We start from the raw sequence: 26,250 nt of genomic DNA on the forward strand, positions 1-26,250 counted from the left end.
ATAGCGGTTTCCACTCGCCGGTCCCATGGGTTGTCACGGCGTGACGCGGCCGTGAACGGTCTTCCGGTTATATATGCGTGTACTGCTAGCACGCCGCTATGAGCGCCGCGAGAGAACCCTGTCCGAACTGCCAGCTCCCGTACTACACGGACCGCAACAGCGACTGTCCGTACTGTGGTGCGCTGGCTGGTGATGACGAGCCAGCGGCCGATGAGTCGGCGGCCATGGAGTCGACAGCCGGGGCGTCGGCGTCGGTGGAGACTTCTCCGGCCGGGTCGGTCGCCGGACCGACGCCTCCCTCGCGACCACGGACCGTCTGCTCGAACTGTGGGCTGGCACATTACGCCGATGACGACAACGGCTGCCCGTACTGCACGATGGCCGGTCGCGCTCCCGACACGGCGGCAGAAGCGGAGACGGGAGGCGTAGCGCAAGCGGACACGAACGCGGTGGGGGAAGCAGCAACGGAAACCGGGGGGTCGGCCGCGCCGACGGCGGAACCGGCAGCCACGACGGCGGCTCCCGAGGAGACGGATACGGTGGACGACCAGTCGTCCGGAGGGTTCCTGTCCCGGCTCCGCAACCTGTTTAGCTAGCGACCTTCCGAGCGGTCCGTGGCGGGTGAGTCGACGCTGATGGGGGTCAGGCCAGCACCACGTCCAGGGTGAGCATCACGGCGAGGCCCGCCATCAGCCCCATCGTCGCGACGTGTTCGTTGCCGCGGGCGTGGGTACTCGGGACGATCTCGTGGCTGATGACGAACAGCATCCCGCCAGCGGCAAAGCCCATCGCGTACGGGAGCAGTGGCGCGGCGACCGAGACAGCGATGGCGCCGAAGACGGCCAGCGGAATCTCGACGACGCCCGCCCGGACGCCCGCGACGACCGCGTAGAACGACGAGCCGAGGCCGGCGTCACGGGCCGAGATAGAGACCGCGAGCCCCTCCGGGATGTTCTGGATGCCGATTGCGAGCATCAGCGCGATGCCGTCACCCACGTTCCCCGAGCCGAAGCCCACGCCCACCGCGAGGCCCTCGGGCATGTTGTGGAGGGTGATAGCGAAGATGAACAGCACGACGGCGCTGACCCGGGCCTGGTCGACGTCCACGTCACGCCCGGCCCGGCCAGTGATGACCTCGCCGATTTCGGGTGCGAACTCCTCGCCGCGGTCGAGCAGGAGCACCCCGAGGACGAAGCCGACGAGGACGGGGACCACACCGCCCAGCGTGACGCCCGCGATGGTGGCCTGGTAGGCCGGCTGTTCCGCGAAGTCGATGCCCGGCAGCAGGAGGCTGGTGAACGAGGCCGAGAGCATCACGCCCGCCGCAAAGCCCATCAGCCCGTCGAGCGTCCGCTCGGAGGGGTCACGGACGACGAGGATGGCGGCCGCGCCGAGCGTGTTGAGCGCGGCGATGACGATACCGCCGACGAGCCCCTGGACCAGTGGGTCGGTGCCGACCAGCGAGACGAACGTGTCCGTCGGCGTAGCCATACACCGGCCCTCACCCGGTACCGTACTGAACGTGCCGGTGGGTCGACCCCGAGGGGGTCCCGCGACTACTCCTCGCGCAGCAGCGCGTCCGCGCCGTGCCGGTCGATGAGCGCTTCGAGGTACTCCCGGCTCTCGTCGACCCGTGGCGTCGGTTCGGCGTACGCGTCCCGGAACAGGTCCATCGGGTCGCCGGCGCCCTCCTCGGCCGCGTCGATGGCGTCGGCGACCGTCTCCGCCACCTCCGACTCGATGGCGTCGTCGCGCTCGTCGTCGAGTCGCCCCGTCCGCCGGAGGTAGGACGCCATCCGGTCGATAGGGTCCTTCTCGCGCCACTGCTCGACCTCGCTCTCGTCACGGTAGGCGTCCGGGTCGTCGGCCGTCGTGTGCGCGCCGTAGCGGTAGCAGATGGTCTCGACCAGCGTCGGGCGCGGGCGCCACTCCTCGCGTCCCGGCCCTCGGGCGGCGGTCGCGGCGGCCTCGGTCACGGCGTACACCGCGAGCGGGTCCATCCCGTCCACGCGGACGCCGTCGATGCCGTACGCGCTGGCCTTGCCGGCGTAGGTGTCGCTGGCCGTCTGCTCGCTCGCGGGCGTGGAGATGGCCCAGCCGTTGTTGTGACAGAAGAAGAGCGCGGGCGCGTCGAACACGCCGGCGAAGTTGACGCCCTCGTGGAAGTCCCCCTCCGAGGTCGCGCCGTCGCCGAAGTGGCAGGCGACGACCTCGTCACTCCCCGAGAGCTGGGCGGCCCACGCGTAGCCCGTCGCGTGCGGGATGTGGCCCGCGATGGAGATGTTGAGCGGGAAGACGTTCACGTCGGCCAGCGCGGCGTTCCCGGCTTCGTGGCCCATCCAGTAGCGGACGTAGCCCGGCGTGAATCCGCGGGAGGCGACGGCGCCGTGCTCGCGGTACTGGTAGGAGATGGTGTCCGAATCCCGGAGCGCGTGCGTGGACCCGACCTGCGTGGCCTCCTGGCCAGCCGCCGGGGCGAACGTCCCGACGCGCCCCTGGCGCTGGAGGCTCACCATCCGTTCGTCGAAGTGCCGGACCAGCCGCATGTCCCGGTAGAGGCCGAGCAGTTCGTCGTCGCTGATCGCGGGCAGCAGGTCCGGTGCGACGACCTCGCCGTCCTCGTCGAGCACCTGCACCGTGTCGGTCACGTCGCGGTCCAGCAGCGCGTCGACGCGGTCGCGGTCCATCGGTCAGACCTCCCCCCGCGAGGGGTCGTTATCCCGCGGATGCCGGACGATGTGGACATCGTAGCGTGGGTCTCCGGAGACGGAGGAGCCGACGCTGGTCAGCGGCCGCGAGACGCGGCCGGCGTTCTCGGACCCGATGAAGAGGACGCTGACGTCCTCCTCGGCGGCCACCTCGCGGATCCGGCGCGTGATATCGGTCGTGACGTTCGCGAGCAGGTTCGACTCGTCGGACTCGAGCCGCTCCACGCGGAAGCGCGCGTCCGGAGCGACCTCGCGCGCCCGTGCCCGGAGGTCCGCTGCCACCGCCTCCGGGTCGTACGGTTCGTCCGCCCCGACCCAGCCGCGGGTCCGGGCGAACTCCTCGTCGTCCGGGAGCACCGACAGCACGACGACCTCCTCGTCGGCGAACAGCGAGAACTCCTCCGCCCGGGCCAGGGCTGCCGTCGCGAGCGACGACCCGTCGTACGGGACTAGCAGAACCATGTGGCTGTCCACTCCCGGCGCCAGTATAACTCCTTGTCCGAGAGCGGAACTCCAGCCCGGCGGTCGAGCCCGAACTGTTAGGGGAACACGTCCGGAACGACCGACCGTGCCCCACGACATCGACCGGGCCACCGGCAGGCGTTCGCCGTCACCAGCGAATCCGTTCCGATTCAACCTCAGGCGGGTCGTCGGCGGGGCCCGGCTCCTGCTGACGGAGGCCTCGCCGTGGCGACTCGCCTTCCAGCGCCGCATCGGCGACCTGAAGGCCGACCTCGTGGCAGAGGTGGCTGACTGGCCGGCCGTCGAGACGGCCCCACATCGGTACGGCGGCACGGAGTTCCTCGTCGGGGGCCGGGAGATCGGCCACGTCCACGACTGGGGACTGACCGACATCCCCTTCGTCCGGCCCGTGGGGGAGGCAGTCGTCACGTCCGGCATCGCGGCTCGCCACCACGTGCTTCCCGACTCGGGCTGGGCGACGACGTTCCTCGAGACGCCCGCGGACCGTGACCGTATCCGCGACCTGCTCTGGCTCTCGTGGTGCTGGCACGTCGCCAACTTCGACCCGACGGGTGCGAGCCTCGACCGTGCGTCCACCGAACGGGAGGTACGGGCGCTGTCGCTGGATGAATCAGTCACCGAGGTGTTCCTGTCGGCACTCGACTCGCGAGCCTGACGGTCTCCGGGTACGCCCGAGTCGCGGCACCAGTTTTGGGTCCCGAGTGGCACGTCAATCGCCATATCATGGTTGTTTTAATTATTCGAAAACTATCACTGTCATAATTGGTATAATATGTCTATTACACTCGAATCCTGTACGCTCTCCATACTTCCGACCGGGCAGACTCAAGTACCCTGACGACGACGTTCCGATACCCCGGAGTCGTCGTCCGCGTGTGAGGGCCGAATGGCCCGGGACGGCTCCCACCAGAGACCCCATGAGCGACTCCGAGAACACCCCGACCGACGACGGCAGAACCGAGAGTGCAGACACCCCCTCCGGTGCGGACCAGGCCACGGACCGCCCGTACGAGGACGGCACTCCCGAGAACCGTGCGGTCATCCTCGTCTCCGGCGGGATGGACTCGGCGACGGCGGTCTACGAGGCGATGGACCGGGGGTACGAGCCGTTCTTCCTGCACACCTCCTACGGCCAGCGCACCGAGGACCGGGAGTTCGCGTGTGCCCGTGAGCTGGCCGACACCGTCGGCGCGGAGTTCCTCCACGTCGAGACCGAGCATCTCGCGCGCATCGGCGCGTCCTCGCTCACCGACGAGGAGCTCGAGGTCGCGGACGCGGACCTGGACAGCGACGAGGTACCGACCTCGTACGTCCCGTTCCGCAACGCGAACCTGCTGTCGATGGCGGTCTCGTACGCCGAAGCGAACGGCTGTACGGCGGTGTTCATCGGTGCGCACGCCGAGGACTTCTCCGGCTATCCGGACTGCCGTCCGGAGTTCTTCGAGGCGTTCGAGCAGGTCGTCGACGTGGGGACGAAACCCGGGACCGACATCACCATCGAGGCCCCGTTCGTCGAGTGGTCGAAGACCGACATCGCCGAGCGCGGCCTCGAACTCGCGGTCCCCTACGAGCAGACGTGGTCGTGCTACCGCTCCGAGGAACCGGCGTGTGGTACCTGCGACGCCTGTGCGTTCCGGTTGCAGGCGTTCCAGCGCCTCGGCGTTCGCGACCCCATCGACTACGCGGAGCGTCCCGACTACACCTGATGTGGTGCCCGGAGCACACCGTCACGTTCTCGTCGGGGTCGCTGCCTCGGCAACCTTTTTGGTCGTGTCGGGCGCGCGACCGAGCATGACTGCCGACCCCGCCACGTCGGAGGGTGAGCGACGTGGGTGACACGTTCGCCTCCATCATGGAGAAGTTCGAGGACAGTCCCAGCCAGCAAGCCGTCGTCAGACTCCTCCTGGCGCGTGGCTTCTCGGTCAACGAGGACGGCCGTGTCGTCTCGGGCGGTATCGAGATTCCGAACACCGGCATCGCACGCGAGATCGGCGTCGACCGGCGCGTCGTCGACGCCACCACCGACGCCATCCTCGACGACCCCGAACTCGAGCCCATCTTCCGCAACATCACGGCCATCCCGTCGCTGATGGACCTCGCGCCCGTCCTGGATCTGACGGTGCTCACGGTGTCCGTCTCGGACCCGGAGGCGTCGGGCATCGTCGCCGCCGTCACGGGCATCCTCGCGGACCACGACATCTCCATCCGGCAGACCATCTCCGAGGACCCGGAGTTCACCAACGACCCCGTTCTGTATGTCATCACCGAGGGTGACCTCCCGGGCGCGGTCATCAACGAGGTCCGCGACCTCGAGTTCGTCCATCGCATCGAACTGGAGTAACAGCACGCCGGAGCCTCAAACGGTTCTTTGAGCCTCTAGGAGGCTTATGCCGTCCGTCCCACCAGTCCCGCGTATGCGACGACGAGCCCTCCTGGCCGGCCTCGGCGCCGGCCTCACGACCAGCCTCGCCGGCTGTTTCTCGGATGGTGGGTCGAGCACGCCCGCCTCCCCCGGTGACACGCCGCCGACCGACGACGGAACGCCCACCCCGACCGACACCCCACCGACAGACGACACGACGCCGACCGGCCCCGTCTCGTGGACAGCCTCCGTCGATGGCGCCGTGGGCGATCCGGTTCACACGGGCGCGACGCTTCGGTACGTCGACGGCTCCGGCCCGGCCCGCGACCGCTGGCTGTTCGTCCCGACCGAAGCCGGTACCCTGTACGCGCTCGACCCGGCGACGGGGAAGGACCTGTGGCAGGCCGACCTCGGCAAGCCCGTCCGGGACGTGGTCGTGGCGCCGGATGCCGGCCTCGTGGTGGCACGCGCGGGGAAGCAGACCCTGGGCGACGACCACCTCGTGCGTGCGTTCGACGCGGGCGGGACCGAACAGTGGACGTTCCCGGGCAGCGCGGACGCCTCGCCGTGGGGGCCGCTGGAACTGCTGGCCGCCGAAGGCGAGCGCGTCTTCGTGGCGAGTCGCGACGACCAGCCGATGAGCAGTGGCGAGACGCTCTGGTCGCTCGACGCCGGGAGCGGCGCGTCGACGTGGACCGGCGAGGTCGGTGACCCGTACAGCGCCGCCGTCACCGACGAGGCCGTCTTCGTCGCCAGTCGCCGAGCGGTCGACGCGTTCGCGCGGCCGGACGGCGAGCGGCTGTGGCGCTTCTTCGAGGAGGGCGTCGAGTACCAGTTCGACACGCTCCGGGCCGACGGCCGGACAGCCTTCTTCGCCACCACCTCGGGAACGAACAGCGGCCACACGCGGGCCATCACCTCCGACGGGAGCCACGCCTGGCAGCGTCCCCGCTACACCACGTCGGTGACGCTCGCCGATGCGCTCTACCTCGGCGGCGGGCCCGTCACGGCCGTCGCCCCCGCGAGCGGCGACGAGCGCTGGGAGACCCAGGGCGAGTCGTTCCTCGTCGAGGGGCCCGTCGCGGGCGGTGTCCTGTACGCGGGCGGCGACGGGTTCGCCGCCTACGACACCGAAAGCGGCGACCGGCTGTGGACCTGGACCGCCGACGCCGACCTCGTGACGCCAGCGGTCGCCACGGAGATGGCCGTCTACGGGGATACCGGCGGCGGGAACGACTCCCCGAACCGCGTCTACGCCCGGAACGCGGCCGACGGGAGCGAGCGCTGGACGTTCGAGGCCGACCGCGGCCTCTCGAACCTCGCGCTCGGCGAGCGGGTCTACGTCTGCTCGGCCGACGGAACGGTGTACGGGCTCCGGCGCTGAGCGGGAGCGTGAGTGGGAGGGTGGTAAGGAGGCCGGTGGGTGGGTGGGTGGGTGGAGACGACCCGTGGGCCGCACCGTTTTTGCACGGCCGCGCCGTGGTCCGCCCGTGAGCGACCACGACGGGAGCGGCCCGGACGCCACCGACGGGCAGCCGGACGACCCCGACGCCTACCGGACGCTCGGGGGACGGGGGCGCGCCGAGTTCACCGTCAACGGCTCGGAGTTCATCGGCCACGCGGCGCCCGCCGCGACCGTCGACGAGGCCGAGTCGTTCGTCGCGGAGAGCCGCGAGGCGTTCCCCGACGCCACCCACAACGTGCCGGCGTACCGCGTCAACGCCGACCCCTTCCGCGAGTACAGCAGCGACGACGGCGAGCCCTCGGGGTCGGCGGGCAAACCCATCCTGAACGTGCTCCAGGGCCGCGAGGTGGAGGACGCCGCTGTCGTGGTCACGCGCTACTACGGCGGGACGAACCTCGGTGTCGGTGGCCTCGTCCGTGCCTACTCGCGGGCGGCGAAGGAGGCCATCACGGACGCGGGCGTGACGTGGACCGTCCCCCACGAGCGACTCGTCGCGACCGTCGACTACGACGACAGCGGGACTGTCCGGGGGCTGCTGGAGTCGGCGGACGTCGAGTTCGAGGCCAGCTACGAGGCCGAGGTCCGGTTCGACGCGCGCGTTCCCGCCCGCGAAATCGAGGACCTGCGAGACCGCCTGCTCTCGGCGACGAGCGGGCGGGTGGAACTGGATTGAGCCCGGAGTTGGCGGATTAGTCGGGAAAGCTGTCCATTGTCCGTCTAAAATCCTGATTCTTGTCGAATATCTGAGAGAGTCTTCCTCTCAGTTTACTTCGTTCCGAACGCCCGGTCGCCGGCGTCACCCAGCCCGGGCACGATGTAGCCGTCGTCGTCGAGTCGCTCGTCGACGGCGACCGTCAGGAGGTCGGCCGACGGGACGGCCTCGCGGACGTGGACGAGCCCGTCGGGTGCGGAGACGGCCGAGAGGGCGAGGAGTCGCTCCGGGTCCGCGTTGGCAGTCACCTCCTCCAGGACGGCCGCCATGGTCGACCCCGTGGCCAGCATCGGGTCCGCGACGATGACGGTGTCCTCGGGGGTGAGCTCGGGGAGTTTGACGTAATCGACGGAGATGGGGAAGTTCCCGTCCGCGTCCATCCCGGCGGACTCGTCGCGCCCCGCGCTGACGATGCCCTGGCGGGCCTGGGGGAACGCCTTGAGCAGCCCCTCGACGAACGGCGTCGCGGCCCGGAGGACGTTCACGATGACCACGTCGTCGAGGCCCTTCACGCGCTCGCCGGTCGTGTCGGCCAGCGGGGTCGTGATGGAGACGTACTCGGTGTCCATCATGCCGTCGATGATCTCGTAGCCACAGATGCGCCCCAGTTTCACCAGCCCGTTCCGGAACGCTACCTGCTCGGTATCGGCCGACCGGAGGTCGCTCAGCGTGTGCTTCGCGAGCGAGTGGGTGATGACGTACGCGTCGTCACGGTCCTCGATAGGCATATCCGAATCCGGACGCGCCGAGGGCTTAAGATGCGGGGTCCCGGCCGTTCCGGGGGTCTCGCGACCCCGGGGGCGGTGCCGTGGCGGGGCCCGTACCGAGTGGGCCGCGGCGTGCGAGCGCCGGACCACTGGCAACACGTATTAGGCCGGAAACCGAAGCCGGTACCGATGGAAGAGAGCGTCTCCGGGTTCAGTGAGCGCGGCACCTGGAGCGATATCGTGGAACACGGCGAACGAATCACGCGAGCGCTCCGGGACCTCGCAGGGGGGGAGGTCGAGATCGACGACTCCGCCCTGGTCGAGTGGGACGAGTGGCGCCCGAAACACGACGAGCGGCTGGACGAGCACGTCAACGAGAAGACAGCCGAGCAGGCCAGCGTCAGCGAGGGGGCCGGCGAGAAGGCCGGCAAGGACCCCGACGAGGACATCCAGGCCGCCGGCGAGCAGCTCGCCGAATCGTACGAGAAGCTCGACGACCCGGACCAGGCCGTCGAGAAGGCCGCCGACTCCGTCAGCTACATCGCCCGCGCGGCGGACTCGGCCAGCCGCAAGGCCATCCGCCGGGTGGAAGGCGCCGTCTACAAGAACGTCATGACGCGTATCGCGCCGTACTACTTCGACAACGAACTCGTCAGTGCCAACGTCTCCCGGACGGGGCGCGGGGACGATGCGGACTACGAACTCGAGGTCAACGTCAACGACGACGACCTGAAGATCCGCGTCTCGAACCGGCTGGCGGACTACGAGAGCGACGTGGACCGCTGGCACGTCGATACGCCGAAGGAGACGGAGTCGGTCGTGGCCGCCGAGGGCGTCGAACCCCCGACCGAGGACGAGACGGAGGGACGCTCCCGGCCGGACACCAACTGACGCCGCACCGACAGCTACGCCGGGACCCACGCGAGAGCGCCGACGCCGACGGGGCGAGGCGCCCGAACGCGCGACACACGCGGGCTGAACAAAAGACACTCAGACCCCAGCCAGCACCGCGGACGCGTAGACGAGCGTGGTCAGTGTCGCGCCCGCCGCGATCCCGATGAGCGTCAGATGGAGTGCGTACTTCCGGTCCTGCTCACGGGCCGTCGATGGCTCGACCATCCCGGTGCCGCCGTCCGTGGCCGTATCGCGGAAATCGTAGCGCCCCTGGAACGCGAGCGTCACGCAGAACGACTGGCGGGCCTGCAACCCCCACTCGATGGCCAGCGAGAGCGGGACGAACAGACCCAGCAGGAGGACCGTCGGGAAATCACTCACGAGGACGAAGGCCGCGTAGCCGACGGCTCCGGTGAACGAGACCAGTGCGACCAGACCCCGCTCGCGGCGGGCAGCAGGGCCGATGTTGCAGGCTCCGGGTCGGTAGGCGGAGGGGACCGTCACAGGAGGCAGGAGGGGCTGGATGCCCTTGAGTGGCGTGACACCGGTGTCACCGACAGCAGGGAGCAGGGCTCAGGGGACGAGGGCCCTGGCGGCGAACACCACCATCCCGGTCGCCACCACCCCCACGACGATTCCCAGACCAGTCGCGAGGGCGTCGGCCCGGGTATCGACCGGTCCCGTGTGGGCGGCCCGGACGGCCGATTCCGTCCCCAGCGAGAGCGGCACGAACAGCCCGGCCAGCAGTGCCACCGGAACGCCCGAAATCGCGACGGCGACCGCGTAGCCAGCAGCCGCGAGGAACGCCGCCGCACCGCGATGATGGTGTTCACTGTAAGTAGCATCTGGCGTTCGGCATATAGAGTTATTCGGACTACTCGTGGACATACACAATGATTATATCTCAATTCTATTTAGTTCGTTCGGAAAGGCAAGATTTTCTCATTGTGCAGTCACTCCTGATGAACGGTCAGTCCGAATCGAGGTTACTGGACGGATGTGAATCTGGATGCCTGCCGTTCCGGACCGCAACGCCTTCCGCAGCGGGGGCGCGAGTGCGCGTATGGTACTCCCCTCCGGGTTCGCGCTCCCGCCGGTCCCCTATCTGCTGGCGCTCGCGGTCGCCGCTGCGGTCGCCGGGGCTGCCCTCCACCTGACGCGACCGCGTGTCACGTCGCGTGTCGTGGTGGCGTTCACGCCGTGGATGGTCGTCGGGGCCTCGCTGTACGCACTGTTCCAGGTCGACGCCGTGCCGGCGGTGGTCCGACCGCTCGTCGGGGCGCCGGCCGTCTACGTCGCCACCTTCTCGGTCGCGGGGCTGGTGTGGGCGGCTGCGAGTCCCTTCCCTGCCGACGAGTGGGACCTGCCCTCGGCACCGAGCCTCCTCCTGCTGACCGGAACCCTGACTGCCGGGGGAATCATCGGGACCGCGCTCCGGGTCGGGATGGGCCGTGGCGGCCTCCTGCTGGGGCCACCGCTGGCGGCACTGGTCGTCTCGCTCGTCGTCGCGACGGCCGTCTGGGTTGTCGCCGCCACATCCAGCGACGACGCAGCGGCGGCGTCGAGCGCCGGGTGGCTGGTCGTGGTCGGGCACACGCTGGACGGCATCTCGACGGCCGTGGGGTCGACGCTGGGCTTCGCGGAACAGACGCCGCTCTCACGGATTCTCATCGAGCTTGGTGGTGGCCTCGTGTCGCTCCCGTTCCTCGGGCCGGCGTGGCTGTTCGTGCTGGTGAAGATAGCCCTCGCCACGTTCATCGTCGTCTTCATCGGAGAGTTCGCCGCCGAGGAGCCCCAGCGTGGCTACCTGTTGCTGGGCGGCGTCGCGGCGGTTGGACTGGGTCCGGGAGCGCACAACCTCGTGCTGTTCATGATCGCGTAGCGACCAGCCCGGTGTCGCTAACGAGGCCCCGCCGGGTCTGCCCCGGCTGGTCGGGTGGGGTTTATCACCGCCTGCAGCCGGAGTGGTAGCCGTGGGACGTATCGCCGACCCCGTCGACGCCCTCGCCGACCGGATGCCGCCGCTGCTCGCGCTCGTGGTCGCCGTCGCGGCCGTCTCGACGAGCGCCGTCCTCGTCAGGTGGACGAGCGCCGGCTCGACGGTGACGGCCTTCTACCGAGTCCTGTTCACGACGCTCCTGCTCGTGCCGCTCGCGGGCACCCGCTACGGGACCGCGTTCCGGCGGCTCGCGCCCCGGGATGGGCTCATCGCCGCGGTGACGGGCGTCGCTCTCGCTGTCCACTTCGCCGCGTGGTTCGAGTCACTCCGGTGGACCTCGGTCGCCGCCTCGGTGACGCTCGTACAGGCCCAGCCGGCCTTCGTCGCGGTCGGCGCGTGGCTCCTCCTCGACGAGCGCGTCGACCGGCGGACGGCGCTCGGCGTGGCCGTCGCCATCGGCGGGATGGCCCTGCTCTCGGCAGGGGAACTCGTGTCGGGGGCGGTGGTCACCGGCGAACGACCGCTGTACGGCAACGGGCTGGCCATCCTGGGGGCGGCCGCCGCCGCGGCCTACGTGCTCGTCGGGCGGTCCCTCCGACAGCGGGTACCCCTGCTCCCGTACGTGACCGTGGTGTACGCCGCGTGTGCGGTGGCGCTGCTGGTGACCGTCGTCGGCGGCGCGGTCGGTGCGGCGAGTGGTGAGGGGATGGGCGCCGCGGTGGCCGCGAGCCTGTTCGACCACCCGCCGCGCGACTGGCTCCTGTTCCTCGCGATGGCCATCGGTCCCGGGCTGCTCGGACACACGGTCATCAACTGGGCGCTGGCGCACGTCGAGTCCTCGGTGGTCAGCGTCTCCCTGCTGGGCGAACCCATCGGGGCGACGCTGCTGGGGGTGCTCCTGCTCGGTGAACGCGTCGGCGCGGTCACGCTCGTCGGTGGGGCCATCGTGCTCGCGGGAGTCGCGCTCACGGTGCGGGCCAGGGATGACGCCGACGGTGACGGACCCGACCCGGACCCGGCAGGACCCCACGGCGACGAGCCGCCCGACCCTCCCGAGTGAACCCGGAGCGTCATCTCGCGGCGTCGTGTGCCGTCCGGACCGCAGCCAGAGCCCGCTCGCGCGTGCCGAAGTGGGCGAGGTGGCTCCCACAGTCACAGTCCGACGCGCCGAAGCCCTCGACCGGTCCGGCCGGAAGCCGCTGGGCGACCGCACACTCGATGTCGGCGCCCGGCGACGTGACCGCCTCCCGCAGTGCCACGTCGGGGTGGCCGAGCAGGTAGTCGACGTGCCAGTGTCGGGTGTCCCGTTCGCCGGCCGCGAGTTCCCGGTGGCGCTCGACGCGCGCGAAGCCGCCACTCCCCAGCGCACTCCCCGTGTAGGCGTACCAGCCAGCCGGGAACTCGCGGGCGCCGAGCGCACCGACTTCGATATCGGCCGCGTCAGGGAGCGCGACCAGAAGCGTGTAGGTCCCGCCCGTTTCCGAGCTGTCCGGCTCCGAGTCGTCCGAGCTATCGCCTGTCGTCACGGGCCCATCGATGGCTTCCCGGGGCTTCAGGCCTCCCCTCCCTCGGCCTGGGACCCGGAGCTGCACGCTCCGGTGTCCCGCCGGTACATCTAATGTGGTATGTTACCATAGCCGTCGATAGGTGGCTAACTTATGTCAGAACATGCGCGTCGTGGCGCCATCGTGGCGGCGGGCAACGGTCCGTGGTCGTCCGGGTGGACCGCGGGGTCCGCCCTCGAACGATACGAACGTGACCACCAGCCTGCCGGACGGGGGTGGTGAGCGTGCGCGACGAGCGCGACTCGTCGGACGACCCCGTGGCCGACGGTGGCGCCGACACGAGCGATGCCGGCGGCGTGGACAGCACGGCCGGGCGGGGAACGGACCCTCTGGACGAGCTACGAGCGCGCAAGCGCGACGCGCGAGGCGAGGAGCGCGCCCACCGCCAGCACGACCGGGGCAAGATGACGGCTCGCGAGCGCGTGGCGTACCTCCTCGACGACGGGTCGTTCCGTGAGGTGGACACGCTCGTCGAGCACCGGTCGACCGCCTTCGAACTGGCCGAGCGCCACACGCCCGGTGACGGTGTGATGACCGGCTTCGGGACCATCGACGGGCGGCAGGTGGCGGTCTACGCCCACGACTTCACGTTCCTCGGCGGCTCTGTGGGGGAGGTCGTCGGCGAGAAGATCGCGTCGGTGATGGACCGCGCCATCGAGACGGGGGTGCCCATCGTCGGCCTGAACGACTCCGCCGGAGCCCGCATCCAGGAGGGTGTCGACTCGCTCGCCGGGTTCGGGAAGATATTCCAGCGGGCCACGGAAGCGTCGGGACTGGTCCCGCAGATATCGGCCATTCTCGGTCCCTGCGCGGGTGGGGCGACGTACGCGCCCGCACTGACCGACTTCGTCTACATGGTCGAGGACACCTCCTACGCGTTCATCACCGGCCCGGATATCGTCCGGACGGTGACGGGCGAGGAGGTCTCGAAGGAGACCCTCGGCGGTCCCCGGACCCACGCTGTCGACTCGGGGTTCGCGCACCAGGCCTGCCCCTCGGAGGAAGCCGCGCTCGACGAGATACGGGGGCTCCTCTCGTACCTGCCACAGAACAACATGGAGGACCCACCCCGGACCCGGTGTACGGAGGCTCCGGACCGGAAGTGCGTGGCCGGCGATATCGTGCCGGACGCGCCACAGAAACCCTACGACGTCATCGACGTCGTCTCCGAGGTGGTCGACCGCGAGTCGTTCCACGAGGTCCACGACGGGTACGCGGCGAACGTCGTCGTGGGGTTCGCACGGCTCGACGGGCGGCCGGTCGGCATCGTCGCCAACCAGCCCAGCATCGCGGCCGGGACGCTCGATATCGAGGCCTCGCAGAAGGCCGCCCGGTTCGTCCGGTTCTGCGATGGATTCAACCTCCCCGTCTGCACGTTCGTCGACGTGCCGGGGTTCCTGCCGGGGACGGACCAGGAGCACCGGGGCATCATCCGGCACGGTGCGAAGCTCATCTACGCGTACGCCGAGGCGACCGTCCCGCTGCTGACCGTCATCACGCGGAAGGCCTACGGTGGTGCCTACATCGTGATGGGGTCGTCGGAACTCGGGGCGGATGCGACCTACGCGTGGCCGGGCGCGGAACTCGCCGTGCTGGGGCCCAGAGGCGCCGTCGATATCCTCTACCGGGACGAACTGGCCGATGCCGAGGACCCGGACACCCTGCGGGCCGAGCTGGAGGCCCGGTTCCGCGAGGAGTTCGCCAACCCGTACGGGCCCGCGAAACACGGCCACATCGACGACATCATCGAGCCGAGCGAGACCCGCCAGCGGCTCGTGGCGGACCTGCGGCTCTTCGAGCGCAAGCGGGCCGACTCACCACCGAAGGACCACGGCAACATCCCGCTATGACACATCCACGACACGAAGACACGAGCGACGAGGCGACCGACGGGGATTCCCACACGTTTACGCCCCCCGCGAACGGCGACTCGAACATGGCCTCAGAGTCGACGAACGGTGACGAGGGCCGGAGCCTTCCGGTTCCGGGCGGGAAGCTGCTGCTCCCCGAGACCGCCAACGAGGAGGAGGCTGCGGCGCTCGTCGCTGCCGTCGCCAGCCACCTCCGCGACCAGCAAGCGGCCGCCGAGGCCGACGACGAACCCGAGACCGTCGAGCCGTGGGCCTTCGCCGCACGGGTCGGGGCCCGCCAGCGTGCCGACCTCCCGTCCCGTATCGAACGGGGACAGGAGTGGAAGATGGCAACGCGGGCGCGCCGATAATCCGGTAATATTCATCTCCGAGTTTCCACTCTCGACTTTCCAAGTGAAACCGGAGTATATCTTATATACTCTTCTGTCACGGTGGTAATGACGGTCGTACTGGATATGCACATCTTCTTAGGACTACCTAAATATCGTCAACGTTTTAGGAACCCCTAAACAACCCGCTGGCAATGAGTTCATCCGAAGCCCCGGTCGGACCCGACACCTGTGTCGTGGTCCCGACCATCCGCGAGCACGAGTGCGTCCGCGATTACGTGGCAAACGCCCGCGAGTACGGGCACGACGACCGGCTCTTCTTCGTCCTCGTCACCGAGGATTTCTGCGATGCCGACGCGATGCGCGAGATGCTCGACGACCTCGATGTGCCCGGCACGGTCTTCGACGAGTCCGACCGGCACGCGTGGTACGCCGAGCACGGCGTCTCCGACTACGGCCACGTCGTGCCGGCGGCGAGCCACGCACAGACCTCCTTCGGCCTGCTGTACATGTGGGCCCACGACTTCGAGTACGGCTTCTTCATCGACGACGACACCCTCCCCCACGAGACGGACTTCTTCGGGGGCCACTACGACAACCTCGCTCACGAGGGCTCCATCACGGAGGCCCGCTCGGCCGACGACGACCAGCGCTGGGTCAACGTCCTCTACCAGAACTTCGACGAGCACGGTCTCTACCCCCGTGGCTACCCGTACGCGGCGATGGGCGGCGGCCACGACACCGAGACGGTCGAACTGGCCCGGGGCGACGTGGTCGCCTCGCAGGGGCTCTGGACGAACGTCCCGGACCTCGACGCGGTCCGCATCCTGATGGACGGCGACCTCCAGGGACAGGCACAGACGCTCACCAGCCGCGAGGACTTCGGCGAGGACTTCGTCTGTGCGCCCGGCCACTACACCACCGTCTGCTCGATGAACCTCGCCTTCCGGCGCGAGGTGATTCCGGCCTTCTACCAGCTCCCGATGGACGACAACGAGTGGGACGTGGGCCGCTTCGACGACATCTGGTCGGGCGTCTTCCTCAAGCGCGCGGCCGACATCCTCGGCAAGCGCGTCCTGACGGGCACGCCGCTGTGCGAGCACAACAAGGCCCCGCGCTCGACGTTCGACGACCTCAACAACGAGGTGCCCGCGCTGGAACTGAACGAGCACGTCTGGCGCGTGGTCGATGATGCCGGTGCCGACGCTGACACCTTCCGCGGCGCGTTCGCAGCGATGGCCGATGCCCTCGCGGAGGGGGAGTTCGACGACTGGAACAACGGCGACTTCCTCGTCTTCGTCGGCGAACACATGCAGGACTGGCTGGACTGTCTGGATTCGCTGGACGCGGGCCAGCCCGTCCCGACCGGCCCGGGGCGTACCGTCGCGGAGGCCGGGGGTGAGGCCGATGACTGACGGCCTCGACCGACGCACCCGCCGGCGGTTCCTCGCGATGACGGGCGCCGCCAGTGCGACCGCACTCGCGGGCTGCAACGGCCTTCTGAACGACGGCAGTGACGGCAACGGCAGCGGCGACGGCGGCTCCGGCGGCGACTCGCTGGAGGATTTCCGCGGCTCCGGTGCCAACGTCGGCGGGCGCGGGGAGATATCCGGGACGCGCATCGACGACCTCCCGGACCTCTCCGGCCAGCTCAACATCTACCTCGGGGGCGGCGAGGGTGGTCTCTACACGGACCTGCTCAGCCTGCTGAGCCAGCGCTACCCTGACTTCAAGCCGAACTTCCGGCTGGAGCCCAGCTCCCAGCTCGCCAGCAAGATCGCCGAGGAGCAGTCCGGCGGCGGGAGCTTCGCGGACGTGTTCTGGGCGGTCGACGCTGGCTCGCTCGCCAACGTCGCCGCACAGGGATACACCCGCCCGCTCCCGGACGACGTCGTCGCGGCGGCTCCCGAGGAGTTCCGCCCGGACAACGCCTGGGTCGGCGTCGCCGGGCGCGCCCGTGCGGTGCCGTACAACACGAACCAGCTCTCCGAGAGCGATATCCCGGACAAGATACGTGACTTCCCCGAGGCTGGCGCGCTTCGGAACAGCGTCGGCTGGGCGCCCACCTACAGCTCCTTCCAGGCGTTCATCACCGCGATGCGGCTCACCCGTGGCGACGAGGGGACGCGGCGATGGGTCAACGGGATGCAGGAAGCCGGCGTCTCCGAGTACAACAACGAGTTCCTCGTCTCGAACGCCGTGGCCGACGGCGAACTCGCGGCCGGCTTCGCCAACCACTACTACGCGCTCCGGGTGAAGGCCGCGCGCCCGAACGCCCCACTCGACCTGGCATTCACGAGCGGGGACGCGGGTGCGCTCATCAACGTCTCCGGGGCCGAGGTGCTGCAGGGGACCAGCAAGCCGCAGCTCGCGGAGAACTTCGTCGCCCACCTGCTCACGGTGGAGGCGCAGGAGTTCTTCGCCACCCGAACGTTCGCCTATCCGATGATCGAGGGCGTACCGCCGGTCGGCGGCCTCCCGCGTATCAGTGAGCTCGACCCACCGAACATCGACCTCACCAAGCTGGGTGACCTGGAGGGGACCATCGACCTCCTGCGGGATACCGGAGCGCTCTGATGGACGTCCGCGAGGAACTGGCCGCCGTCCGTGGGCGGCTCCGGCGTGAGTCCGGCGGTGACGGCCTGGGATTCACACTCCTGAGTGCGGCCATCGCCGCGTTGCTCGTCTCGCCGGTCGCCTGGCTGTTCCTCCGCGTGGCCGACATCCCGACACCCGAGGCGCTCTCGCTGGTGACCCGCCCGTCGATGGTCGACGTGGTCCTGAGCAGCGGCCTGCTCGTGGTCGCTGTCACCGTCGGCTCCGTCCTGCTCGGGGTCCCGCTCGCCTTCCTGACGGTGCGAACGGACCTCCCCGGACGCCGACCTCTCACGGTCCTCCTCGCGTTGCCACTGGTCGTCCCCTCGTACATCGGCGCGTTCGCGTTCGTCTCGGCGTTCGGGCCGCGCGGCGTGGTGGCCGACGCGCTCGCACCGCTCGGCATCGAGCGCCTCCCGGAGACGCCGGGCCTGCCCGGCGCGGCCATCGTCCTGACGCTGTACGTCTACCCGTACGTGTTCCTCACGACGCGGGCCGCGTTGCTGTCGCTGGACGCCTCGCACGTGGAGGCGGCACGGACGCTGGGCAAGAGCCGGTTCGCCGCGTTCCGGGAGGTGACGTTCCCGCGCATCGTCCCCGGAATCGCTGCAGGGGCGCTCCTGGTGGCGCTGTACACCCTGTCCGATTTCGGGACGCCCGCCATCATGGGGGCCGACGTGTTCACCGCGCAGATATACGTGGAGTACAACAACTTCGGCGAGAACCGCGCAGCGTTGCTGTCCCTGGAACTGCTCGCCATCACGACCGTCATCCTCGCCCTGGAGTCACGCGTCGGGCGCGACGACGCCAGCGCGTACGCCTCCGGCGGCGGGGGCTCGGCGACGCGCATCAGGCTCGGGGCCTGGCGCTGGGTCGCGGCGCTGGGGGGGCTGGTGGTGGCGGCGCTGGCGCTCGTGCTCCCGGTCGGCATCCTGCTGCTGTGGCTGGTCCGCGGTGGCCCGGGGTACGCTGGGGGCGGCTTCGAGTTCGAACTCGCGTACGCGCTGAATTCGGTGGGTGTCTCGACCGCCGCCGCACTGGTCTCGGTGCTGCTGGCGCTACCGGTCGGCTACGTCGCCGCACGACGCTCGTCGATCACGGGACGCCTCGCAGAGCGCGCCACCTACGTCGGCTACGCGATGCCCGGCGTAGTGCTCGGCCTGGCTCTGGTCTTCTTCGGCGTCAAGTTCGCGCCGACCCTCTACCAGACGCTGCCACTGCTCGTGTTCGCCTACGTCGTCCGGTTCCTTCCCCAGGCCGTCGGGACCACCTCCTCGTCGGTACTGCAGGTCGACCAGCAACTCGTGGAGGCGGCGCGGGCGCTCGGGGAGTCACCGGGGCGTGCGTTCCGGCGCGTGACGCTGCCGCTCATCTGGCCGGGCATACTCGCAGGCGCCGCCCTGGTCTTCCTGACGACGATGAAGGAACTACCGGCGACGCTCATCCTTCGTCCGACAGGTTTTGAAACGCTGGTGAGTTACATCTGGCTGGTACAGGGAGCCGGCTACTACGGCCGGGCCGCGATTCCGGCGCTGACGCTCATCGCGGTCTCGGCCCTCTCGATGGCCGTCATCCTGGCACAGGAGCGACGCTGACATGGCACGACAGGACCCCAAGACGACGAACGCCGGTACCGACGCTCGCGATGCGGTCGAACAGCAACTGGACCGGACACGCGCGGACCCCGCGCTGGACGGTGACGTGGGCTGGACCGTCGACGGTAACGGGGATGGCGATACCGTCCTCGAACTCGACGGCGTCACGAAGCAGTTCGGCGCCACGACCGCGGTCGACGGCGTCTCGATGACCGTCTCCGAGGGGGAACTCCTGACGCTCCTCGGACCATCGGGGTGCGGGAAGACGACGACGCTCCGCCTGCTCGCCGGGCTGGAACGCCCCGACGAGGGCGTCATCCGGCTGAACGGCGAGCCGGTCGCGGTCGGCGCGGAGGGCGGCGAGGCCGCCGCCGAGACGGAGGACGTGGACGACGGTGGGTTCCTCCCACCCGAGGAGCGCGACGTGGGGCTCGTCTTCCAGGACTTCGCCCTGTTCCCGCATCTGACAGTCGCGGAGAACGTCGCCTTCGGGCTGGAGGGCGAGGCCGACGAGAACGCCGAGCGCGTCGCCGACCTGCTGGACCTCGTCGACCTCCCGGGGTACGAGGACCGCCGGCCGGACGAACTCTCCGGTGGCGAGCGCCAGCGCGTCGCGCTCGCACGCTCGCTCGCGCCCGAACCGGCCGTCCTCCTCCTCGACGAGCCGTTCTCGAATCTCGACGTCCGCCTGCGTGTCGCGATGCGCGAGGAGGTCCGGGACATCCTCAAGCAGGCCGGTGTCACCGCCGTCTCCGTCACCCACGACCAGGAGGAGGCCCTCTCCATCTCCGACCGCGTGGCCGTCATGAACGGCGGCCACGTCGCGCAGATCGGGAGTCCAGAGAGCCTCTTCCAGCACCCAGAGTCACGCTTCGTCGCGAGTTTCCTTGGGCAGGCCTCCTTCCTCGACGCCGAGGTGCGGCCCGACTGCATCGAGACGGGGCTGGGCTGTGTCGACAACGACGACCTCGCCGGCCCCATCGACGCCTACGACGGCACCCACATCCAGATACTCGTCCGCCCGGACGACCTCCGGGCGACGCCCGTGACGGAGGATGCCGCCGACGGCCGCATCGTCCGCCGCCAGTACAACGGCCCCACCTTCGTCTACCGCGTGGAACTCGACAGCGGCGACACCGTCCACTGCATGCACAACCACGTCGAGGAGTTCACCGTCGGCCAGCCGGTGGCCGTGGAGCTGACCGCCGACCACGAACTCGCCTGGTATCCACCCTGATTCGACCGTGACCGCCTCGTCACTCCGTGCCTCGCTCGCCGACCGGCTCCCGGACGACGAACGTACCCGCCATCGACTCGCCGTCGCGAGCCTCGCGCTGGCCGCGAGCGTCGTCGTCCTGCTGCTCTCGTACCGGGTGTTCCCGTACCTCTCGACCAACCACGACGAGGGCGTCTACCTCCAGCAGGCGGCGATGCTGCTGGAGGGGCAACTGGTCGTCCGGCCGCCCGTGGACGTGGCCTTCCGCCCGTGGTTCTTCGTGAAGTCGGGGGCCGAACTCTACCCGAAGTACACGCCCGTTACGGCCGCCGTCTTCGCCGTTGGGATGGTGCTCGGCGACCCGCGGCTCTCGCTCGCTGCCGTCGCCGCCGTGCTCGTCGCGCTCACGTACGCCGTCGGTGCCGAAGCGTTCGACCGGCGGACCGGTCTGCTCGGTGCCGGACTCGTCGCCATGTCACCGTTCTACCTCGTCCAGACCGCCACCTTCCTCCCGTACGCGCCGACGCTGGGGTTCGAGCTCCTGTTCGGGTGGGCGTACCTGCGTGCGGCGCGTACCGGCTCGCGTCCGCTCGCGACCGTGGCCGGCCTCGCCATCGGCGTCGCCTTCTTCGCGCGGCCCTACACAGCGGTCCTGTTCGCGACGCCGTTCGTCGTCCACGCGCTGTGGACGCTCGGTCGGGCCGCGATGGCGGATGCACACACGGGGCGGAACCTCCTCCCGGTGACGTTCCAGCAGGGGCTGGTCGCTGTCGGCGGTCTCGTCGGTGTCGGCGCGACGCTCGCGTACAACGCCCGGATGACGGGTGACCCGTTCACCTTCCCGTACCAGGTGTTCGCCCCCCGCGACGGCCTCGGGTTCGGAACCCGACGCATCCTCGGCTACGAGCGCGACTACACGCTCGCGCTGGCGCTGGAGGCGAACGCCCGCGTCGTCCGCGCGCTCCTGACTCGCTGGGTCGTCGCCGGGCCACTGGGGACGGGACTCGCCGCCGTCGGACTCGGGGCCACCGCGCTTCAGGTCCGGCGGGCGCTCGGCCGGCGGGACCGCGGCCTGGTCGGTGCGGTCGTCCGTCCGGACGGTGGCGTGGCCGGTCCGGACCGGACCGACCGCCTCGCCCCGCGGCTCGTCCTCGCCGGCCTCTTCGTGAGCGTCGTCCTCGGGAACGTCTACTTCTGGGGGAACCTGAACGTCCTCGGTGCGGTCGACGTGCCGGGGGACGGCCTCGTCTCGTTCTACGGCCCGTACTACCACTTCGACCTCGTCGTCCCGACGGCGCTGTTCGCGGCGGTCGGCCTCCGGCTGGTGGCGGGCCGCTGGCGGTCGCTCGTCGCGTCACGGTTCGATGGCGATACTGCCCGTCGGGTGGTCGCCGCCGGACTTCTCGTGGGCGCACTGGTCGGCGGCGGGGCGGGTGCCGCCTTCGTGGCCGACCCGCTGGCCGAGAACGACGACAACTCCGACCAGCTCGCCGCGGCGTACGAGCCGTTCGAGCCGCGCCCGCCCGCAGGGGTGGTCTTCCTCCCGACGCCGTACGGCGACTGGCTCAACCACCCGTTCCAGGCGCTCCGGAACGAGCCATCCTTCGACGGGCGGACGGTGTACACCATGCGCGAGAACCAGTTCGCCGTCGTGGACGCCTACCCGGACCGGACGCTGTACCGCTACGGCTACCGGGGTGACTGGGCGCCGTTCCTCGGCGAGCCGGTCGAGCCACGACTCTACCGGGTTCGCCACGTGCGCGGCGAGCGCGTGACGGTCCACACGACGCTCGGCGTGCCCGAGGGCGTCGACACGATGACCGTCCGTCTCGCCGGCGGCGGCGAGAGTACCTACTACTCGGTCGTCGGGCCGCCGGAGGAACTGAACGCACGCATCGTCGTGGGTGACGGCCGGGCACGGCTGCTGGGCGCCGACGTGGCCCCGGTCGACCCGAACGACACGTCGGTCCCGGTCCACGCCCGCGACGAGGTGCTGCTGGAGGCCAACGCCGAGTACGCGCCCGGGAACGCGTTCACCTACCGGCTGGAGACGCCCGTGGCCCTCGACGATGGTGAGTACCGGGTGCTGACCCCGCATCCGGAGGTCTGCCGCGGCGCCGACCGCTGTGACGGTGAGGCCGCCTGGATTCCGGAGGCGGCCCTGCCCGGAGTGACCGTCGAGACGCGGCTCTCGACGGACGGCGGCGTGGCCACGAACCTGACAGCAAGCGACCGGACGACGACGGAGGCCCTGGCACGATGACGGACGACGACCGAGATGGGGACGCTGGCCTCACCCGTCGCGACGCGATGGCGGCACTGACGGCAGCCGGCGTGGCCACGACGCTGGGTGGCACGCTCTCGTGGGCCGTGCTGAACGAGGCCGACGACACGGCGACCGAGGGGTTCGACGAGCGCGACCGCGAGACCCTCCTCGCGCTGGCGGCCCACCTTTACCCCTCGGCGGTCTCCGGCATCTCCGAGTTCGTCGAGCGCTACACCGTCGGCCGGGTCCGCGACCGTCCCGAGTACGCCGCCGGGATGCGCGAGGCACTCGCTGCACTCGACGAGTACGCCGTCCAGTGGACGGACGAGCGGTTCGTCGACCTCGATGCCGACCGTCGTGGAGCCCTCCTGAACAGCATGGGCGTCACGCGTGCGACACCCGAACCGGACGGGCTGGACCCCGAGCGAATCCGGTTCTACCTCGTCAACGAACTCCTGTTCGCGTTCTACTCGTCACCGACCGGCGGGAAGCTGGTCGGAATCGAGAACCCGCAGGGCCACCCAGGCGGCACGAGGAGCTACCGGCAGCCGCCCCACGGGTGACCGCCCGCCGCGTCTAGTTATTCGGGACGACCTATACGGCGTTCCGCGCGCTCCCGTCAGATGATGTCATCCAGTAGCCGGCATCCCGAAGTCGAACGGGCGTACGACCACCTCGACGATGTCGAGACGCAGGTCCCTGCGAGCGTCCCGCACACGCCGGAACGCCTCGAACAGCTCCGGACCAGCGTCGAGGAGTACGAGAACGCCGAGGACGAGTCCGACCAGGTGGAACTGCTCGACCGTATCGACCAGGAGATCGACGAACTTCGCGACGCCATCGAGCGCGAGGTCGAGGAGGGCGCCGACGCGGCCCACGAGGCACTCGCGAAGACCGAGCAGCGCCTCTCCGAACTCCGGGACCGGCTCCACGGCTGACCGTCCTGCTCGCGGTCGGCTCCCGTCTCCACCGTGGGTGGACATCGACCATGGCGAGGGGCAGTGGCGCCCCGGACATCGCTCTCGGGGCGACCGGGACGGGATGCCCAAACAGTTACGCCGCCGCCGCGGGACGCCTCGTGTATGCGCGACGTAGCAATCGTCGGGACGTCGATGACGAAGTTCGGCGTCCGCGAGGGTGAGTGGGTGATGGACCTGCTCGCCGAGGCCGGCGGGGCCTGTATCGCGGACGCGGGTATCACGCCCGACGACATCGACCATCTGTACGTATCGAACATGGCCAGCGGGGAGTTCGAGGGACAGACCGGCGTTCCGAACGCGCTGGCGCACGACCTGGGGGCCATCCCGGCCTACACCCAGCGCGTCGACCAGACCTCCTCCTCGGGGGCGGCCGGGATGTACGCCGCCTGGCAGTCCGTCGCCTCGGGGGCGAGCGACCTGACGCTGCTCGTCGGCGGCGAGAAGATGACCCATCGGAGCACGGGCGAGGCGACCGACGTCATCGCCTCGCTGACCCACCCCGTCGAGTACAAGCACGGCGTCACGCTCCCCTCGTTCGCGGGACTGACGGCGCGACACTACCTCGACCGGTTCGACGCGCCCCGCGAGGCACTCGGGCACGTCGCCGTCAAGAACCACGCGAACGGGGCCCTGAATCCGAACGCGCAGTTCCAGAAGGAGATATCCCTCGAGACGGCACTCGAGTCGCCGATGGTGGCCGACCCGCTCCGACTGTACGACTTCTGCCCGGTCACGGACGGGTCGGCGGCACTCGCGCTCGTCCCGGCCGAGCACGCCGAGTCCTACGCCGACGAGTTCGCCCGTGTCGCGGGCATCGCGGGCGCGACCGACACACACGTCGTCCACGAGCGCGCGGACCCCACTCACATGGGTGCGGTCGCCCAGTCCGGCGCGGCCGCGTTCGAGCAGTCCGGGCACGGGCGCGAGGACATCGACGTGGCGGAACTGCACGACATGTTCACCATCCTCGAGGTGATGCAGCTGGAGGCGCTGGGCTTCGAGGAGCAGGGCGAGGGCTGGCGGGCCGCGATGGAGGGCCGCTCCGCCCGCGACGGCGACCTGCCGATCAACACGTCGGGCGGACTGAAGTCGAAGGGCCACCCGCTGGGCGCCAGCGGCGTCGCCCAGGCCGTCGAGGTGTACGAGCAACTCGTCGGTGGCGCCGGTGACCGCCAGGTCGAGGCCGACGTGGGACTGGCCTGCAACGTGGGCGGCTTCGGGAACTGTGTCATCACCACCATCATGGAGGCGGCCGCATGAGCGACGGCGAGCAACACCGCGCGGCCGACGGCGGCACCCCCCCGATGGCGGCTGCGCGCTACGAGGACGGGAGCATCACCTACCCACCGCACCCCGTCGGCCCGGACGGGAGCGAGCCCATCGAGGAGGTCGACCTCTCGGCGTACACGGCCGAGGTCGTCACCTGGACGACCAGCCACGCCACGCCGCCGGGCGTCCGGGAGCCGAACACGCTCGCCATCGTCGAGTTCGACGTGGACGGCACGCCGGTCCGTGCACTGGGCCAGTGCACGACCGACGATGTCGACATCGGCGACACTGTCGAGCCGGTGTACGTCGAGGAGCTCCGTGACCCGGACGCGGGTATCCGGGAGCCGGAGAGCCAGCGCTGGGACGGCTACCGGTTCGAGCCCGTCGAGTAACTCCGCGCGGGGACCCGTCAGCGGTCGTCGTCCGCCGAGGAATCGTCGTCCGCCGAGGAATCGTCGTCCGCGACGGGACCGTCGTCCGGGTCCCCCCTCTCGTCGTCGCGACCGGCCCGTTGCTTGAGCGATTCGAGTTCCGCGTCGACGTCGACCGTCGGCCCCCGGTCGCGCTCGTCACGGCTGGTCCCGTCGGTGGGGTCTCTCGCGGCGAGCCGCTCGTCGATTTCACCGCGTAGCTCCCGGGCATCGGCCAGCAGTCGCCGGGCAGTCGGGTCCTCCGGTTCTCCCTCGTAGGTCCGCTGGAGTTCCGCGAGGGCATCGTCGACACGTGCGAGCGCCTCGCGCCCGCTGGCCGCTGCCCGTTCGCCCGCAGCCGTCGACACGTCCGCGAGTATGGCCCCGCCGTCGCGGTCGCGACGGTCCGGCGACCGTGGGTCGCGGCCATCCAGCAGCCGGATGGCGCCGGCCAGCAGTTCCAGCCCACGGATAGCGGCTTCGAGGAACGCTACGACCGTCGGGATGGTGTAGGTCTCCGTGAAGCGCAGCAGGTCACGGGGCGAGGGTGGTCGCGGGAGGGCCGATTCCCCGGTGCGACTCCGCGAACGCCCGCGTCCGGGCGGCCCGCGCCGACCGTTGCCATCGACCTCCGTTCGGAGTTCGCGGAGCGTCTCCTCCAGTTCGGTCACCAGTGCGGCGAGGTCGTCGTTCCCGTCGGACCGACGGGAAGCCCGTCGGTCGTCTCCATCGCCCCCACCGCTCGGCGGTGGCACCTGCACGGGAATCGACTCGCCGCCAGCGTCCCAGTCGCTCATACCCGGGACTGGGGAGCGGACCGGCAAAACACCCGGCGGTTTAGGAGGACCGAAACCCTCTTTACCTCTAGGCTCGCCTAATCGGGT

At 69.9% G+C, this 26,250-nt stretch carries 28 protein-coding genes; 20 read left to right on the forward strand and 8 right to left on the reverse strand.

The genetic code is table 11. The features are described 5' to 3' along the window. Window positions 1-98: 98 nt before the first annotated feature. Complete coding sequence (locus NL115_RS17435) at window positions 99-596, forward strand: hypothetical protein (protein WP_254830597.1); 498 nt, start codon at window positions 99-101, stop codon at window positions 594-596. Window positions 597-642: 46 nt separating this feature from the next. Here the strand turns inward: NL115_RS17435 and NL115_RS17440 are convergent, their stop codons facing one another. The 3 genes from NL115_RS17440 to NL115_RS17450 all read right to left on the reverse strand — a co-directional run bounded on the left by NL115_RS17440 (window position 643) and on the right by NL115_RS17450 (window position 3,170). Then, window positions 643-1,491, reverse strand: coding sequence for a ZIP family metal transporter (locus NL115_RS17440; RefSeq protein WP_254830598.1), 849 nt, complete (start codon window positions 1,489-1,491; stop codon window positions 643-645). A gap of 65 nt (window positions 1,492-1,556) precedes the next feature. Next, on the reverse strand, window positions 1,557-2,687 hold the full coding sequence (locus NL115_RS17445) for a thiamine pyrophosphate-dependent dehydrogenase E1 component subunit alpha (RefSeq protein ID WP_254830599.1): 1,131 nt from the start codon (window positions 2,685-2,687) through the stop codon (window positions 1,557-1,559). A 3-nt stretch (window positions 2,688-2,690) separates the two neighbouring features. Beyond that, window positions 2,691-3,170: a universal stress protein gene (locus NL115_RS17450; RefSeq protein WP_254830600.1), complete on the reverse strand. Its 480-nt coding sequence runs from the start codon at window positions 3,168-3,170 to the stop codon at window positions 2,691-2,693. A gap of 106 nt (window positions 3,171-3,276) precedes the next feature. Here NL115_RS17450 and NL115_RS17455 point away from each other — a divergent pair, with 106 nt between their 5' ends. From NL115_RS17455 to NL115_RS17475, 5 genes are all read left to right on the forward strand, one after another. Then, a complete protein-coding gene (locus tag NL115_RS17455; protein WP_254830601.1) occupies window positions 3,277-3,846 on the forward strand; it encodes a luciferase domain-containing protein in 570 nt (189 codons plus the stop codon). A gap of 262 nt (window positions 3,847-4,108) precedes the next feature. Further along, on the forward strand, window positions 4,109-4,897 hold the full coding sequence (gene queC / locus NL115_RS17460) for a 7-cyano-7-deazaguanine synthase QueC (RefSeq protein ID WP_286667120.1): 789 nt from the start codon (window positions 4,109-4,111) through the stop codon (window positions 4,895-4,897). Between the two features lie 146 nt (window positions 4,898-5,043). After that, window positions 5,044-5,532, forward strand: a complete 489-nt coding sequence (gene trpY, locus NL115_RS17465; protein WP_254833112.1) for a TrpY family transcription regulator — start codon at window positions 5,044-5,046, stop codon at window positions 5,530-5,532. Window positions 5,533-5,605: 73 nt separating this feature from the next. Further along, complete coding sequence (locus NL115_RS17470; RefSeq protein WP_254830602.1) at window positions 5,606-6,937, forward strand: outer membrane protein assembly factor BamB family protein; 1,332 nt, start codon at window positions 5,606-5,608, stop codon at window positions 6,935-6,937. 106 nt (window positions 6,938-7,043) lie between these two features. Further along, window positions 7,044-7,691 (forward strand): IMPACT family protein, encoded by a 648-nt coding sequence (locus NL115_RS17475; protein WP_254830603.1) that lies wholly within the window; start codon window positions 7,044-7,046, stop codon window positions 7,689-7,691. A gap of 92 nt (window positions 7,692-7,783) precedes the next feature. On the opposite strand, the gene upp is transcribed toward NL115_RS17475, so the two are convergent. Further along, window positions 7,784-8,458, reverse strand: a complete 675-nt coding sequence (gene upp, locus NL115_RS17480) for a uracil phosphoribosyltransferase (RefSeq protein WP_254830604.1) — start codon at window positions 8,456-8,458, stop codon at window positions 7,784-7,786. Window positions 8,459-8,626: 168 nt separating this feature from the next. Between upp and NL115_RS17485 the strand changes: the two genes are divergently transcribed. Then, on the forward strand, window positions 8,627-9,328 hold the full coding sequence (locus NL115_RS17485) for a DUF5828 family protein (RefSeq protein ID WP_254830605.1): 702 nt from the start codon (window positions 8,627-8,629) through the stop codon (window positions 9,326-9,328). A gap of 99 nt (window positions 9,329-9,427) precedes the next feature. Here the strand turns inward: NL115_RS17485 and NL115_RS17490 are convergent, their stop codons facing one another. Further along, window positions 9,428-9,835, reverse strand: coding sequence for a hypothetical protein (locus tag NL115_RS17490; protein ID WP_254830606.1), 408 nt, complete (start codon window positions 9,833-9,835; stop codon window positions 9,428-9,430). A gap of 69 nt (window positions 9,836-9,904) precedes the next feature. Further along, the gene (locus NL115_RS17495) at window positions 9,905-10,084 is read right to left on the reverse strand and encodes a hypothetical protein (protein WP_254830607.1); all 180 of its coding nucleotides are present in this window, start codon (window positions 10,082-10,084) and stop codon (window positions 9,905-9,907) included. A 310-nt stretch (window positions 10,085-10,394) separates the two neighbouring features. On the opposite strand from NL115_RS17495, the gene NL115_RS17500 reads away from it, so the two are divergent. Both NL115_RS17500 and NL115_RS17505 read left to right on the forward strand, forming a co-directional pair. Further along, window positions 10,395-11,213: a DUF63 family protein gene (locus NL115_RS17500; protein ID WP_254830608.1), complete on the forward strand. Its 819-nt coding sequence runs from the start codon at window positions 10,395-10,397 to the stop codon at window positions 11,211-11,213. Window positions 11,214-11,346: 133 nt separating this feature from the next. Continuing rightward, window positions 11,347-12,330 carry a DMT family transporter gene (locus tag NL115_RS17505; protein WP_254833113.1) on the forward strand — a complete coding sequence of 328 codons (984 nt, stop codon included), beginning with the start codon at window positions 11,347-11,349 and terminating at the stop codon, window positions 12,328-12,330. A 10-nt stretch (window positions 12,331-12,340) separates the two neighbouring features. Here NL115_RS17505 and NL115_RS17510 read toward each other — a convergent pair whose 3' ends face one another. Continuing rightward, window positions 12,341-12,796 carry a GIY-YIG nuclease family protein gene (locus NL115_RS17510; protein ID WP_254830609.1) on the reverse strand — a complete coding sequence of 152 codons (456 nt, stop codon included), beginning with the start codon at window positions 12,794-12,796 and terminating at the stop codon, window positions 12,341-12,343. Window positions 12,797-13,131: 335 nt separating this feature from the next. Here NL115_RS17510 and NL115_RS17515 point away from each other — a divergent pair, with 335 nt between their 5' ends. The 11 genes from NL115_RS17515 to NL115_RS17565 all read left to right on the forward strand — a co-directional run bounded on the left by NL115_RS17515 (window position 13,132) and on the right by NL115_RS17565 (window position 25,348). Further along, window positions 13,132-14,685: an acyl-CoA carboxylase subunit beta gene (locus NL115_RS17515; protein WP_254833114.1), complete on the forward strand. Its 1,554-nt coding sequence runs from the start codon at window positions 13,132-13,134 to the stop codon at window positions 14,683-14,685. 86 nt (window positions 14,686-14,771) lie between these two features. Further along, entirely contained in the window at window positions 14,772-15,056 is a 285-nt protein-coding gene (locus NL115_RS17520) for a DUF8022 family protein (RefSeq protein WP_254830610.1), read from the forward strand. A 173-nt stretch (window positions 15,057-15,229) separates the two neighbouring features. Further along, the gene (locus tag NL115_RS17525) at window positions 15,230-16,450 is read left to right on the forward strand and encodes an alpha-1 4-glucan-protein synthase (protein WP_254830611.1); all 1,221 of its coding nucleotides are present in this window, start codon (window positions 15,230-15,232) and stop codon (window positions 16,448-16,450) included. Beyond that, a complete protein-coding gene (locus NL115_RS17530) occupies window positions 16,443-17,612 on the forward strand; it encodes an extracellular solute-binding protein (RefSeq protein WP_254830612.1) in 1,170 nt (389 codons plus the stop codon). Before NL115_RS17525 ends, NL115_RS17530 begins: the two co-directional genes overlap by 8 nt. Then, complete coding sequence (locus NL115_RS17535; protein ID WP_254830613.1) at window positions 17,612-19,225, forward strand: ABC transporter permease; 1,614 nt, start codon at window positions 17,612-17,614, stop codon at window positions 19,223-19,225. Before NL115_RS17530 ends, NL115_RS17535 begins: the two co-directional genes overlap by 1 nt. A 1-nt stretch (window position 19,226) precedes the next feature. Further along, window positions 19,227-20,462 carry an ABC transporter ATP-binding protein gene (locus tag NL115_RS17540; protein ID WP_254830614.1) on the forward strand — a complete coding sequence of 412 codons (1,236 nt, stop codon included), beginning with the start codon at window positions 19,227-19,229 and terminating at the stop codon, window positions 20,460-20,462. A gap of 7 nt (window positions 20,463-20,469) precedes the next feature. Then, the gene (locus NL115_RS17545; RefSeq protein ID WP_254830615.1) at window positions 20,470-22,704 is read left to right on the forward strand and encodes an ArnT family glycosyltransferase; all 2,235 of its coding nucleotides are present in this window, start codon (window positions 20,470-20,472) and stop codon (window positions 22,702-22,704) included. Further along, entirely contained in the window at window positions 22,701-23,270 is a 570-nt protein-coding gene (locus NL115_RS17550; protein WP_254830616.1) for a gluconate 2-dehydrogenase subunit 3 family protein, read from the forward strand. Before NL115_RS17545 ends, NL115_RS17550 begins: the two co-directional genes overlap by 4 nt. Window positions 23,271-23,330: 60 nt before the next feature. After that, window positions 23,331-23,645, forward strand: coding sequence for a hypothetical protein (locus NL115_RS17555; protein WP_254830617.1), 315 nt, complete (start codon window positions 23,331-23,333; stop codon window positions 23,643-23,645). A 144-nt stretch (window positions 23,646-23,789) separates the two neighbouring features. After that, window positions 23,790-24,947 (forward strand): thiolase family protein, encoded by a 1,158-nt coding sequence (locus NL115_RS17560; protein WP_254830618.1) that lies wholly within the window; start codon window positions 23,790-23,792, stop codon window positions 24,945-24,947. After that, entirely contained in the window at window positions 24,944-25,348 is a 405-nt protein-coding gene (locus NL115_RS17565; protein ID WP_254830619.1) for a Zn-ribbon domain-containing OB-fold protein, read from the forward strand. The genes NL115_RS17560 and NL115_RS17565 overlap by 4 nt, the downstream gene beginning before the upstream one ends. Window positions 25,349-25,365: 17 nt before the next feature. On the opposite strand, the gene NL115_RS17570 is transcribed toward NL115_RS17565, so the two are convergent. Continuing rightward, window positions 25,366-26,163 (reverse strand): DUF7547 family protein, encoded by a 798-nt coding sequence (locus NL115_RS17570; protein ID WP_254830620.1) that lies wholly within the window; start codon window positions 26,161-26,163, stop codon window positions 25,366-25,368. Window positions 26,164-26,250 lie beyond the last annotated feature (87 nt).

The organism is Haloglomus salinum, from assembly GCF_024298825.1.
Classification (GTDB): domain Archaea; phylum Halobacteriota; class Halobacteria; order Halobacteriales; family Haloarculaceae; genus Haloglomus; species Haloglomus salinum.

Coding starts and splice junctions, on each gene's coding strand:
- NL115_RS17435 (WP_254830597.1), top strand. CDS start 99: ATGAGCGCCGCGAGAGAACCCTGTCCGAACTGCCAGCTCCCGTACTAC.
- NL115_RS17440 (WP_254830598.1), bottom strand. CDS start 1,491: ATGGCTACGCCGACGGACACGTTCGTCTCGCTGGTCGGCACCGACCCA.
- NL115_RS17445 (WP_254830599.1), bottom strand. CDS start 2,687: ATGGACCGCGACCGCGTCGACGCGCTGCTGGACCGCGACGTGACCGAC.
- NL115_RS17450 (WP_254830600.1), bottom strand. CDS start 3,170: ATGGTTCTGCTAGTCCCGTACGACGGGTCGTCGCTCGCGACGGCAGCC.
- queC (WP_286667120.1), top strand. CDS start 4,109: ATGAGCGACTCCGAGAACACCCCGACCGACGACGGCAGAACCGAGAGT.
- trpY (WP_254833112.1), top strand. CDS start 5,044: ATGGAGAAGTTCGAGGACAGTCCCAGCCAGCAAGCCGTCGTCAGACTC.
- NL115_RS17470 (WP_254830602.1), top strand. CDS start 5,606: ATGCGACGACGAGCCCTCCTGGCCGGCCTCGGCGCCGGCCTCACGACC.
- upp (WP_254830604.1), bottom strand. CDS start 8,458: ATGCCTATCGAGGACCGTGACGACGCGTACGTCATCACCCACTCGCTC.
- NL115_RS17485 (WP_254830605.1), top strand. CDS start 8,627: ATGGAAGAGAGCGTCTCCGGGTTCAGTGAGCGCGGCACCTGGAGCGAT.
- NL115_RS17500 (WP_254830608.1), top strand. CDS start 10,395: ATGGTACTCCCCTCCGGGTTCGCGCTCCCGCCGGTCCCCTATCTGCTG.
- NL115_RS17505 (WP_254833113.1), top strand. CDS start 11,347: ATGCCGCCGCTGCTCGCGCTCGTGGTCGCCGTCGCGGCCGTCTCGACG.
- NL115_RS17520 (WP_254830610.1), top strand. CDS start 14,772: ATGGCCTCAGAGTCGACGAACGGTGACGAGGGCCGGAGCCTTCCGGTT.
- NL115_RS17525 (WP_254830611.1), top strand. CDS start 15,230: ATGAGTTCATCCGAAGCCCCGGTCGGACCCGACACCTGTGTCGTGGTC.
- NL115_RS17530 (WP_254830612.1), top strand. CDS start 16,443: ATGACTGACGGCCTCGACCGACGCACCCGCCGGCGGTTCCTCGCGATG.
- NL115_RS17535 (WP_254830613.1), top strand. CDS start 17,612: ATGGACGTCCGCGAGGAACTGGCCGCCGTCCGTGGGCGGCTCCGGCGT.
- NL115_RS17540 (WP_254830614.1), top strand. CDS start 19,227: ATGGCACGACAGGACCCCAAGACGACGAACGCCGGTACCGACGCTCGC.
- NL115_RS17550 (WP_254830616.1), top strand. CDS start 22,701: ATGACGGACGACGACCGAGATGGGGACGCTGGCCTCACCCGTCGCGAC.
- NL115_RS17555 (WP_254830617.1), top strand. CDS start 23,331: ATGATGTCATCCAGTAGCCGGCATCCCGAAGTCGAACGGGCGTACGAC.
- NL115_RS17560 (WP_254830618.1), top strand. CDS start 23,790: ATGCGCGACGTAGCAATCGTCGGGACGTCGATGACGAAGTTCGGCGTC.
- NL115_RS17565 (WP_254830619.1), top strand. CDS start 24,944: ATGAGCGACGGCGAGCAACACCGCGCGGCCGACGGCGGCACCCCCCCG.
- NL115_RS17570 (WP_254830620.1), bottom strand. CDS start 26,163: ATGAGCGACTGGGACGCTGGCGGCGAGTCGATTCCCGTGCAGGTGCCA.